The 12,107-nt window shown below is 69.8% G+C and carries 6 protein-coding genes; all 6 read left to right on the forward strand.

The window, feature by feature from the left end:
- Positions 1 to 78 precede the first annotated feature (78 nt).
- The 6 genes from WMF24_RS21170 (at position 79) to WMF24_RS21195 (ending at position 12,052) form a co-directional block, all read left to right on the forward strand.
- The gene (locus WMF24_RS21170; RefSeq protein ID WP_437738235.1) at positions 79 to 1,392 is read left to right on the forward strand and encodes a sigma 54-interacting transcriptional regulator; all 1,314 of its coding nucleotides are present in this window, start codon (positions 79 to 81) and stop codon (positions 1,390 to 1,392) included.
- A gap of 730 nt (positions 1,393 to 2,122) precedes the next feature.
- The gene (locus tag WMF24_RS21175) at positions 2,123 to 3,766 is read left to right on the forward strand and encodes a DUF1588 domain-containing protein (protein WP_437738236.1); all 1,644 of its coding nucleotides are present in this window, start codon (positions 2,123 to 2,125) and stop codon (positions 3,764 to 3,766) included.
- A gap of 2 nt (positions 3,767 to 3,768) precedes the next feature.
- Positions 3,769 to 5,193 (forward strand): DUF1552 domain-containing protein, encoded by a 1,425-nt coding sequence (locus tag WMF24_RS21180; RefSeq protein ID WP_437738237.1) that lies wholly within the window; start codon positions 3,769 to 3,771, stop codon positions 5,191 to 5,193.
- Positions 5,194 to 5,412: 219 nt separating this feature from the next.
- Positions 5,413 to 6,594 (forward strand): LLM class flavin-dependent oxidoreductase, encoded by a 1,182-nt coding sequence (locus WMF24_RS21185; protein WP_437738238.1) that lies wholly within the window; start codon positions 5,413 to 5,415, stop codon positions 6,592 to 6,594.
- 268 nt (positions 6,595 to 6,862) lie between these two features.
- Positions 6,863 to 10,330 carry a galactose-binding domain-containing protein gene (locus tag WMF24_RS21190; protein ID WP_437738239.1) on the forward strand — a complete coding sequence of 1,156 codons (3,468 nt, stop codon included), beginning with the start codon at positions 6,863 to 6,865 and terminating at the stop codon, positions 10,328 to 10,330.
- Positions 10,331 to 10,546: 216 nt separating this feature from the next.
- Positions 10,547 to 12,052 (forward strand): carboxypeptidase-like regulatory domain-containing protein, encoded by a 1,506-nt coding sequence (locus WMF24_RS21195; protein ID WP_437738240.1) that lies wholly within the window; start codon positions 10,547 to 10,549, stop codon positions 12,050 to 12,052.
- Positions 12,053 to 12,107: the final 55 nt, after the last annotated feature.

The raw sequence follows: 12,107 nt of genomic DNA on the forward strand, positions 1-12,107 counted from the left end.
GCGCGCCAGGTTCACCGTGGTAATGTCGTGCAAGTGAGCAGCATCCAGGTTCCCACATCAGGCGCAGACGCCACCACCGTGCTGAAGGTTCGACCGCGCGAGGTGGCGTTCGGCAGGTTCAGCGTCCAGGTGGTGAGCGGCCCGGATCAGGGGGCCGTCCAGGTGGCCGACGCGCCGGAGCTCTCGATCGGCACCGCGGCCGGCAACCACCTCGTGCTGACCGACCCGTCGGTGTCGCGCCATCACTGCGTGATCACGGCGACGCCGAAGGGCTACCTGCTCCGCGATCTCGACAGCACGAACGGCATCACGCTCGCGGGGTTCCGGGTGGGGACGGCGTACCTGACGCCGGGCGCGACGTTCGGCGCGGGGCAGACGCTGCTGCGCTTCGACCACCTGCCCGAGGAGGTCAGCGAGCCGCTCGGGGACCCGGAGCTCTCCGGCCGGGTGCTGGGGCAGAGCACGGCGATGCGCCGGCTCTTCGCGATGATCCCGCGGATCGCGGCGTCGGACGCGACGGTGCTCATCGAGGGCGAGACCGGGGCCGGCAAGGGGCTGCTCGCCGAGGTTCTCCACCAGCAGAGCCCGCGCGCGGCCGGGCCGTTCGTCGTCATCGACTGCGGCGCGATCCCGCCCACGCTGATCGAAGCCGAGCTGTTCGGCCACGTGAAGGGCGCCTTCACGGGGGCGCAGCAGGCGCGCGCGGGCACCTTCGAGGCGGCGCGCGGCGGCACGGTGCTGCTCGACGAGATCGGCGAGCTGCGGCTCGACCTGCAGCCAAAGCTGCTGCGCGCGCTGGAGGAGCGGTCGATCCGGCGCATCGGCAGCCTGGATCCCGTCCCGCTCGACGTGCGGATCATCGCGGCGACGAACCGCGACCTGCGGCAGGAGGTGAACCGCGGGACGTTCCGCTCGGACCTGTTCTACCGGCTGAACGTCGTGCGGCTCCGGGTGCCGTCGCTCCGCGAGCGGCGGGAGGACATCCCGCTGCTCGTGGCGCACTATCACCGGCAGTTCGCGGACGGGGCCGATCCGCCGGCCGAGCTCGTGGAGCGGCTCGTCCACCACGACTGGCCGGGCAACGTGCGCGAGCTGCGGAGCGCGGTGGAGCGCGCGGTGCTGACGGGCGACCCGGCGATCGGCGAGGGCGGCGTCGCGGGGCCGCGGGAGGGCGGCGGCGACGACGAGCCGGTGCTCCGGGCGGACGACCTGGAGCTCTCCTTCCGGCAGGCCAAGGAGCGCACGGTGGCGCGCTGGGAGCGGGCTTACGTGAAGGCGCTCATCCGGGCGAACGGGGGGAACCTGTCGCACGCGGCGCGGGCCGGGCGGATGGACCGCAACCACCTGCGGGAGCTCCTGCGGCGGCACGGGGTCACGGCGAGCGAGTCGTAGCGCGGCGCGCCGGGAGATCGCCGGGGCCCCCTGGGCAAGCGCACCTCGCGCCCGCCGTTCGAGAAATCGAGCGCGACGACCGCGCGCCCGCCACCGGCTTGCGGGGTGACCACGTAACACGTCCCCGCCATGCCCTCGTGATCCAGCGGCGCGCGGTCATCCTCGGTGTCGCGCGGGCGCCGGAGCGCCTCGGGACCTCGAGTGTGCCGCCCCTGCATTTCTATCACCGACCTGAAACTCGCCACCTCGCTTAACTTAACCGATTTAGTTAATTCTCCTTCTTAACGACCACATGGGGAACCGCAGCCGCCCCAACGCCCTATCCAGCCACACGCCGCGACGGACAGAGCGGGCTTGCGCTTCGCATCAACGTCTTACGCCCCACAAGGATTTTGCACGAAATCCAGCTAAATACGGCCGATCAAGAACCATGGCCCGGAATCGCGAGCCGGTGCGGCGCAATGCCGCTCCCTGGGTGAGCGGGACCGACTGCCGGCATCCAAATCTACTTGATCGTATTAACCGGTTAATTTATCTTCTCGTTTGCAACGCCCGCTCGCCGAGCTGCAGCGACCCCGGCGTCGCTTCCGACCACACGTCGTGATGGCCAGAGCGGTCTTGCGCCTCATCAATGCCTTATGCCTTACAAGGAGTCCCCATGAACCTGGGAGTGAGCCGAGCGAGACAGAAACCATGGGCCGGAATGGCGAGCCTGTGCGGTGCAATGCTGTTGACCGGGTGTGAGGGACGGATCGGCGGCTGGGACGGCGGCCAGGCGTCCGATGTCCGACCGCTCCCGAACGACCCCTCCGCGGTCGCCGCCGCCTGCGAGGCGAACGACGGCGCGCTTCACGTGGGCCTGACAAGGCTCCGCCGCCTCACGCGCGACCAGCTGAACAACGCCCTTCGCGATCTGCTCGGCGTCGAGGGGCGCCCCGCCGACGCGCTCGCGCCGGACGAGCGCATGGGGCCGTTTCACAGCAACGCCATCGCTCCGGTCACGGATCTCCTCGTCCAGCAGGCGGCCGAGCTCGCGGCGCGGGTGGCCTCGGAGGCCGAGGGGCGCATGGACCCGATCGCGCCGTGCAGCCTCGCGGACGACGAGGGGACGACGTGCGCGACCGAGCTCGTCGAGCGGCTCGGGCAGCGCGCGTACCGCCGCCCGCTGGAGGCGGACGAGATCCAGGGGCTCGTCTCGCTGTACGAGCTCGGCCGGCAATCGGGCGGGGCGTCGCGCGGCTTTCGCCTCGTGATCGAGGGGCTGCTGCAGTCGCCGTCGTTCCTGTACCACGCCGATGTTGGCGCGTCCGGCGTCCCCTCCGCGACCCCCGAGCCGATGGATGGTTACGGCCTCGCCTCGCGGCTCTCCTTCTTCTTGTGGAACTCGATCCCCGACACCGAGCTCGTCGATCTCGCCGCCGACAGCAGCCTGCTCGAGCGCGGCGTGCTCGAAAGGCAGGTCGACCGCATGCTGCAGGACCCGAGGGCGGGCGCCACGATCGCGCTGTTCCACGGCCAGTGGCTCGGCCTCTCGGAGCTGCCCAAGGCGCAGAAGGACCACGCGATGTTCCCCGCGTTCGACGAGGGGATGGCGAACGCCATGCTGAACGAGGCCGCCCGCTTCACGGATCACGTCGTGCGGCGGGGCGACGGCCTGCTCAGCACGCTGCTCAGCGCGGACTACACGTTCCCGGAGGGCCCCCTGTTCGACCTGTACGATATCGAGCCGCCGGACGGGTTCACGCCGGGAGACCCGGTGTCGCTCGATCCGAGCCGCCGCGCCGGGATCCTGACGCAGGCGGCGTTCCTCGCGCGCTGGTCTCACCACAACCAGACCTCCCCCATCCACCGCGGGATCGTCGTCCGCGAGAACCTCATGTGCCAGCCGTTGAGCCCCCCGCCGGCGAACGTGGCCAACGTCCCCCCGCCGGTGGACGACGTGACCTCCACCCGCGAGCGCTTCGCCCAGCACGTGGCGGACCCCACCTGCGCGGCCTGCCATCAGTTCATCGATCCGATCGGCCTCGGCTTCGAGCACTACGACGCCATCGGCAAGTACCGCGCGACGGACGGCCTCGGCGAGGTGAACGCCGCGGGGGAGATCACGAGCGCGCGCGAGGACCTCGCGGGTCCGTACTACGGCGGCGTGGAGCTCGCGAAGAAGCTCGCTGCGAGCTCGGAGGTGGCCGAATGCGTCGCGAACCAGTGGTTTCGCTTCGCCCTCGGCCGGATCGAGAGCCTGGACGACGCTTGCTCGATCCAGACCCTCCACGAGGAATTCAAGGCGTCGGGCGGGAACATCCGGACCCTGTTGGCTCAGGTGGCGCTGAGCGACGCCTTCCGCCACGTGCGGCTCACCGCCAGCGAGGAGTGACCATGATGAACCGTCGAACGCAAATCGGGGTTTCACGCCGCAGCATGCTTCAGGCCCTCGGGCTCGGCGCCGGGGCGGCGGCGATGGGATCGCTGCTTCCGCTGATGAACGCCTCCGGGCAGGAGAAGGTGCGCCCCAGGCGGCTCCTGCTGATCTTCCAGCCCGACGGCGCGCCGGCGCGGGACTGGAACAGCGTGATCGACTGGAGGCCGCAGGGTTCGGAGCGCAGCTTCTCGCTCCACGCCATTCACGCGCCGCTCGAGCCCTGGAAGTCGAAGCTCGTGATCCCGTGGGGGCTCACGATGACGGCCGGCGGGGCCGGCGAGGCCCACGCCTACGGCATGGCGGGGCTCTGGACGGCATCGACCCTGAACGGTCCGTCCTCCGGAGCGAACTTCGACGGCGGCAACGGGAACCGCACGGGCTGGGGGAGCGGCGCGTCCATCGACCAGATCATCGCCCGCGCGCACGGCAGCGGCATGCCGTACGAGCGCGCTCCGGACGACCCGATGCAGGAGACGCCGTACCGCACCGTCGAGCTCGGTGTCCAGTGCCTGAATCCGAACAGCCTGAACCGGATGATCTACGCCGGCGAGAACTCGCCGATTCACCCCGAGACGAACCCCAGGGCCGCGTTCAATCGGCTGTTCGCCGGGGTGACGTCGACCGGCGAGGCGCCAACGAGCGATCAGGGCGCGGAGCGGGAACGGGCGGAGCGCAAGGCGCTCGTCGACCTGCTGAAGAACGATCTCACCAGGATCCGCAGGCGGGTCGGCAAGGAGGATTACCACAAGCTCGACGCGCACCTCGAGGGGCTCCTGGCCATGGAGCGCAGGCTGAACCAGGCGGCGGAGCCTGCCGACCCGGCGCTGAGCTGCACGGTGCCGGAGGAGCCGGTGGAGTCAGGCGGCCGCGGCTCGGACTATCCGGCGGAGATCAGGAACATGATGGACATCGCGGTGGCCGCGTTCTCGTGCGACATCACGCGCGTCATGAGCCTCCAGCTCAGCTACGCCTTCAGCCATATCCTTCACTCGTGGCTCGGGCACACGAGCGATCACCACACGATGTCCCACGACGGGCGGGATCGACGCCAGGAGCTCCAGCAGATCGACGCCTGGTACTCGGAGCAGATCGCGTACCTGCTCGGGCGGCTCGACGCCGTGAGCGAGGGCGACGGCACGCTGCTCGACAACACGCTCGTCGTGGTGGGCAGGGAGCTCGGCAGCACGGCGCACCGCATGGAGCGTGTTCCCTTCGTGATGGCGGGAGGCGCGCGCGGGGCCCTGAAGACCGGGCGTTACCTCGATCACGACAGGCAGGATCACGCCAAGCTCCTTGTCTCGATCGCCCAGCTCATGGGCCTCGAGACAGACAGCATCGGCAACCGCAAGCCCGGTTCCGGCCCGCTCTCCGGACTCGTTTGATCCGCCGGGCGCCGTTGCCCGCCGAGCACCGCGACCGAGCTGCGGCAGGCCACACCGCCCCATGAGAAACCACACGACATCACATGGGCCACCGAGCCGCCGCTGCCCCCGCGGCCGCAGCACCGCCTCAGCGCGATCGTAATTTTCCCCCCACAAGCGGCTTGCTGTCCATACACAACGGATCGATTCTTCGGGCTTCGCCTTAACCTCGGAGGCTCGATGAAGATCGACCTGTTCACTGAAATGCAGAGCCCGCGCCCGTGGTCGAAGGACCATGAGCACAGGATCATCATGGAAACCCTCGAGCAGGCAAAGCTCGCCGACAGCCTCGGATACGGATGCTGGTGGCAGGTCGAGCACCACACGGCCGAGGAGTTCAGCTACTCGTCCGCCCCGGAGCTCATGCTCGCGGCGATCTCGCAGCACACGAAGAAGATGCGCCTCGGGCACTCCTCCGTGCTGGCGCCGTTCCGCTTCAATCATCCGATCCGCGTCGCCGAGCGCGCGGCCGTCCTCGATCACCTGAGCGGCGGGCGCCTGGAGCTCGGCCTCGCCCGCTCGACGATCCCCGAGTGGCGCACGTTCAACATCCCCCCGGACCGGACGCGCGCCCAGATGCAGCAAACATTCGAGATGCTGCCGAAGATGTGGACGCAGGAGCGCTTCTCCTGGAAGAGCGAGGAGATCGACATCCAGAACGTGCCCATCGTCCCGAAGCCGTACCAGAAGCCCCACCCGCCCCTCTGGCAGGCCTGCTCGAGCGTGGCCTCGTTCGAGCAAGCGGGGCGCAACGGCGTCGGGGCGCTCGGCGTCACGCTGTGGGCGCCGCGCGAGCAGGTGCAGGAGTGGATCGGGATCTACCGCGAGGCCATCCGCCGGTGCGAGCGGCCCGTCGGCGCGTTCGTCAACGACCAGGTGGCGTTCTTCACGTTCGTCCATTGCGCCGAGACCGACAAGCAGGCCATGGAGAACGGCGCCGCCGAGGCGGCGGCGTGGTACACGAACGGGTCGTTCACGTTCTTCGAGGCGAAGGAGTCCTTCCTGCGCACCTACGCCGAGGAGCAGGCGCTGCTCAACGATCCGGCCGGCGGCGGCCTGACGGGCCAGTTCCTGCGCGAGCGCGCCAATCGGTCGCCCGCGACGACGCGCGCCCAGTCGATCATCGCGCGCATCATGCAGGGCGAGGAAGTCCCGAGCCAGGAGGTCTTCGACGGCCTCAGCGAGCAGGACTCGCTCATCGTCGGCAGCCCCGAGACGTGCCGGCAGAAGATGAAGGTCTACCAGGACCTCGGCATCGATCGCCTCCTCTGCTTCCAGCAGGTCGCGCGCCTGCCGCACGAGGTGGTCATGAGCAGCATCCGCCAGATCGGAAAGCTCATCCCGGAGTTCGACCGGCCCTAGCGCACGGGGGCGCCTCGGGCGGCGAGCGCGAGCCGCCCCAGGCCGGTCGATGTCGCGCTCGAGCCGGTCGCGGCGCTGCGTTCGAAGCCGCGACTCGTTGCCCAGCGCCTCCAGGGCCGCCCCATCAAAATAATGCGCTCTCACAAGAAGCGCATAAGCTACTGAAATCTTTTCGTTTCAGTCGCTTCCAATCCGGACACAAATCTCCTATGAGGCGTCGCCGGACGGCACGGTCACCCCCTGTTGCCGTCGCAGGGAGAATTCTTTCATGGGTTTCAGGTTCTCTTCGCGAGGGGCGAGGCGCGTGCCTTCGCTGCTCCTCGCAGCAGCTTCCGTTCTTATCACCGCTTGTGATGGCTCGCTTGAAGGCGAGGAAGAGTTCGTCGAAGAGGCCGAGTACGCGGCGGCGTGCGGCGCGACGAACTACGCGATCGGCGCCGCCGCCAGCGCGCAGACCACCTTCTCGGGCTACAGCCCGGCGCGCATCAACGACGGTAGCCGCAGCACCGCCCTCGGCGGGTCGTCGAGCTGGGCCAACGACCAGCAGTCGAGCGGCGCCTGGCTGCCCCAGTGGGTGCAGCTCGATCTCGCGCAGCAGCGCCTCATCGATCGCATCGACCTCTACACCACGGCGAACTATCCGCTGAAGGATTACGACCTCCAGGTCTGGAACGGGTCGAGCTGGCTCACCGCCGCCTCCATCCGCGGCAACACGAGCGCGACGCGGACGCACACGTTCTCGCCGGTGGCCGGCAGCAAGGTGCGCGTCTGGGCCATCCGCGGCCCGGACCACCAGACCATCTACGCCCGCGTGAACGAGCTCGAGGTCTACGGCTGCGACACGCCCTACCAGATCGCGGGGCGCGTGACGGACCTGAACGGAAACGGCCTTGGCGGCGTCACGGTCCAGGCCGGCGGCGTCACGGCGACGACCGACGCGTGGGGCAACTACACGCTGAACGACATGGCCGCGGGCACGTACACCGTCACGGCGTCGCGGGGCGGGTACACCTTCGGCTCGGCGCAGTACATCGCGGACCACAACCAGGTCACGCTCGGCGGCGCCACCGCGGTCGCCACCGTGAACATGAAGGGCTACACGCGCGAGCCGGTCGTGTACGTGCATGGCTGGAACGGCGGTACCGGGGACCTGAATCCGTTCCCCGCCTGGCTGAAGTCGGCGGGCTACGCGCCCTACTATGCGGATCTCGACACGTCGCTCGGCTCCACGCCCCCCCTCGAGGCCAACGCCCTCCACGTCGAGCAGGCCATCGCTCAGGCCACGTACGAGACCGGCCGCACCAAGGCGATCGTGCTCGCCCACAGCATGGGCGGCCTCGTGTCGCGCGCGTACATCGAGGGGCCCGCATACGCCGGCGACGTCTCGCGGTTCTTCACGTTCGGCTCGCCGCACCTCGGCGTGCCCGACGTCGAGGTCATCGCCTGCAACGCGCTGCAGCCGGCCGTGTGCCAGATGAGCAAGCCAGGCATGGCGGTCTTCAACGGCATGTACCGCCAGCGGGCGGGCGTCGATTACCACGTGATCGGCGGGGACGCGCCGATGTGGGAGAACCGGCAGAAGTGCATCAAGATCTTCGGCAAGAAGATCTGCATCACCATCCCCTGGCCCGACACCACGTGGCACAACGGCAAGGGCTGGGCGATGAGCGCGCTGATCGCGGGCTCGGACGACGCGTTCATCCAGACGCCGAGCTCGATCGGCCTCCCCGGGTGCAACGTCGACCGCTACGTCACGCACGAGGTGCACTCCTCCGGCCTCGGCCCGCGGGAGTACTTCGTCTACTCGGACAGCAACACCATCAGCGCGGAGACGTACCACGGGTGCGTCGAGCCGGTGCTCGTGACCGGCACGAGGTCGACCTGCGGCTCGCGCGTGGCCTGCCGCATCGCCGCGCGGACGGCCGCGGAGCCCACCGCGCCCAACGCGCAGGTCGCGCCGCCCCTCGGGCAGTCCGCGGGGCTCCGCCGCGCCGCGATCTTGCCCGGCGAGAGCCAGACGCGCTCCGTCGTCGTGGAGGGCGGGCCGACCACGTTCCAGGCGAGCTGGTCGGCGGGGACGCTCGGCCTCACGCTGGTCGACCCGACGGGCACGACGATCGATCCCGCCTACGTGCAGTCGCTCGAGGTGCCCGCCTCCGACACGGCGCCTGTCGATTCGACCGATATCACGGAGGACGCGGTCGTCTACGACGCCGGCGCGACGAGCGCCGCGTACTACTTCCCCGCGGCCCGCGCCGGCACGTGGCAGGTGATCGTGGAGGGAGGCTCGGACGTGCCCGCGACGGGCGCCACGTACAGCTCGTCCGCGTCGTTCGACAGCCTCTTCACCGCGAACCTCGGCGCCGTGGCCGACGTGCTCTATCCGGGCCAGACCGCGGCCTTGAACATCACCCTGTCCGAGGCGCCGCAGGCGGCCTCCGTCGTGGCCAAGGTCGTCCGGGCCGATGGCGTCACCGACACCGTCACGCTCGTCCACCAGGGCGCCGGCCACTTCGAGGGCAGCTACGCTGTCCCCGCGGCGTCGGGCTACGCGCGGATCGAGTGGAGCGCCTCGGGCACGAGGAGCGGCGGGACGGCGTTCGAGCGGTCGGGCACGCAGCTCGTGCAGATCGGGTCGTCCGGGCTGACGCTCGGCAGCGGCACCACCGATGCGGCGCGCGCGCGCACGGACGGCTCGGGGCTGAACGACGCGCTCATCGTGACGGTCGGCGTCAATTCGACGTTCGACGGCGACGCGGCGGTCTCCGCGGATCTCGTCAAGGGCACCACGACCATCGCCAGCACGGTGGCTTCACGGCACGTCGTGCCGGGGAGCAACACGGTCGACCTCGTCTTCTCGGGCGAGGAGATCTACCGGTCGGGGCAGAGCGGGCCGTACACGCTCACGAACCTGAAGCTCGTCGACAGGCGGAATGCGCCCCTGCTCGCCGCGGAGGCGACGGGCGTGTACACGACCGCCGCGCACAGCGCCGCGAGCTTCGCGCCGGCGAGCGCCGTCCCGACCGTGACCGTCGGCGGGCCGTACCGCGTCGCGACCGGGCACACCCTGCAGCTCACGGCGAGCGGCGTGGATCCGGAAGGGGACGCCCTGGCCTACAGCTGGGATCTGGACGGAGACGGCACCTACGAGGCGTCGGGCCAGAGCGTGTCGTTCACGGCGTCGTCGAGCGCAACGCCCGGCGTGCAGCCCGTGCGCGTCCGCGTCACCGACCCTGCCGGCAACGCCGCGACGGCCGACTCGACCGTCGAGGTGTGGAGCCCCGTCGAGCAGAACCTCTCGCTCGCCGCGTCGGCGAGCGCGAAGTCCACGTTCGGGGGCTACTCGGTCGACAGGATCAAGGACGGCAGCGTCGACACGAGCCTCGGCGGCGACCATAGCTGGGCGAACGACGAGCTCTACCGCTGCACGGACGCCGGGTGCTCGTATGTCGTGGATCTCCCTTCGTGGGTGGAGCTCGACTTCCACCAGCTCCGGACGCTGACGCGCGTCGAGCTGTTCACGACCGCCACCTACGCGATCCAGGACTACGATCTCCAGGTGTGGGACGGCAGCGGCTGGGTCACGGCGCTGCAGGTCCGCGGCAACACGCAGGCGCAGCGGACTCACGCGCTGGCGGAGGTCGTCGGCAGCAAGCTGCGCGTCGTCAGCCTGCGCGGCCCGAGCCACCAGCCGGTCTTCGTTCGCCTGAACGAGGTCGAGGTGTACGGCTACTGACGCCCTATCCGGCGCGCCGGTGACAACGGACGACCCGGGCCCGGGGCCTCGCGCCCCGAGCCCGGGTCGTCTCTCTTCGACGTACCGCCTCGTGATGTATCCATGAAATAATGTGAAATCTTTTTAACGATCCGGCGCCCTGCCTCCTTCACGGCACAGAATCAGGCGCGCGCAGCCGCGCGCGCGTCTTCTCCTGTCGTGAAAGGATCCTTGTCGATGGAAACCAGGACTCGCCGCCTCACCGCCCGCCTGCTTGCGTTCGCCGCCCTCACCGCCACGTCCTGCGGGGCCGAGCCGCTGGAGGAGCAACGTTCGTTCGACAGCGACGAGGCGGCGCTGGGCGGCGCCATCGCGATCGCAGGGCACGTCGGCAACGACGCGTCGAACGCGGGGATGAGCGGCGTCACCGTGCAGCTCACCGGTCCCGTGACCGTGTCGACCGTCACCGACAGCCACGGCAACTTCATCTTCACCGGCTTGCCCGCGGGGTCGTATACGCTCACCCCCTCCAAGCCGAGCGCGACCATCACGCCGAGCTCGGTCAACCTGGGCAACGTCTCGGCCGACCAGATCCAGAACTTCGCCTGTGCCGGCGCCTGCGGCGCGGGGCCCGCGGTCGACCCCTACAAGGAGATCGCGATCGTCGACCCCTCGGTCACCCAGGACGCGCGCGCCTCGAACGCGACGGGCGGCCCGTGGAGCTTCCGGTACCTTATCGAGCAGATGACCCCCTCCGGCGTCGATCCCGCGGACTTCGTCGCGGAGTGGCTCGAGGGGTTCCAGCCGCTGACGGTCAACGGTTATCCCACGTCGACCCGGGCGACGACGTCGCTGCTGAACCTCTGGCCGACGCGGCCGGATGGCAAGCTCGACCTCGCGCAGGCGCCGTTTCAGCTCCGCGGCATCTTCAACCGGACCGACCTGCACGCGGACGGCAGCGGCGAGGCGCGCTTCGTGTTCGGCATCATCCCGCCGAACCACTTCATCGGCGGGATGACGGTGATCTTCGAGTACCGCCTGCCGAACAACTCGGCCGTGCCGGACCGGCACAGCTGGATCACCCGGTTCCACGCGCTGGGGCAGCACGCCTTCGGCCCCCAGTACAACGAGGCGCTCCAGGAGATCACCGACCTGTTCACGCAGCGCGGCGCCGCGCGCAGCACGCCGGGCAACCCCAACGCCAGCGCGCTCGGCCAGCTCCGCACGAGCGAGGACCTGATGGGCGCCCCCTGGTCGTGGCGGGAGTTCCACCTCGTCCCGGAGCCGACCGGCTATCTCGCGTTCTTGCGGCTCGTCGAGGCCGCGCAGACGCCCGACCAGCAGCTCAACGGCGACCCGGGCCTCGAGGCCTTCCTCGTCGCGAACCGCACCGGGATCATCGCCGGCGTCACGCCGCTCGACCCTCAGCTCCTCGGGGGCGAGGCGGAGGGCAACATCGTCCCCTCCGCCACGAAATGGGGCTTTCCGAACACGGACGAGCCGCTGCGCCACGCGTTCGCCGGCCAGACCTGCAACGGGTGCCACAACGCCGAGACCGAGCAGCTCGCCACCTTCTATCACGTGGCGCCGTTCGCGACGCCCGGCCCCGACGGCACCGGGGTCCTCTCGAGCTTCGTCAAGCAGGTCGAGATACCCCGGCGGGTGAGCTTCATGCAGAACCGGCTCACCTGCAGCTCGCTCGCGGGGAACTGCTCGCCGGGGTCCGAGTCGGTCGCCCCGTGATCCGTCGCCCCCCGATGCGCGTCCGATGAACCGGGCCGGGATGCCCCTCGCTCTA

Origin of the sequence: Sorangium sp. So ce1335, assembly GCF_051521615.1 — a bacterium.
Taxonomy (GTDB): domain Bacteria; phylum Myxococcota_A; class Polyangia; order Polyangiales; family Polyangiaceae; genus Sorangium.

Bases quoted from the DNA above. Each gene is read 5' to 3' on its own strand.
- WMF24_RS21180 (WP_437738237.1), top strand. From the start codon at position 3,769: ATGATGAACCGTCGAACGCAAATCGGGGTTTCACGCCGCAGCATGCTT.
- WMF24_RS21185 (WP_437738238.1), top strand. From the start codon at position 5,413: ATGAAGATCGACCTGTTCACTGAAATGCAGAGCCCGCGCCCGTGGTCG.
- WMF24_RS21190 (WP_437738239.1), top strand. From the start codon at position 6,863: ATGGGTTTCAGGTTCTCTTCGCGAGGGGCGAGGCGCGTGCCTTCGCTG.
- WMF24_RS21195 (WP_437738240.1), top strand. From the start codon at position 10,547: ATGGAAACCAGGACTCGCCGCCTCACCGCCCGCCTGCTTGCGTTCGCC.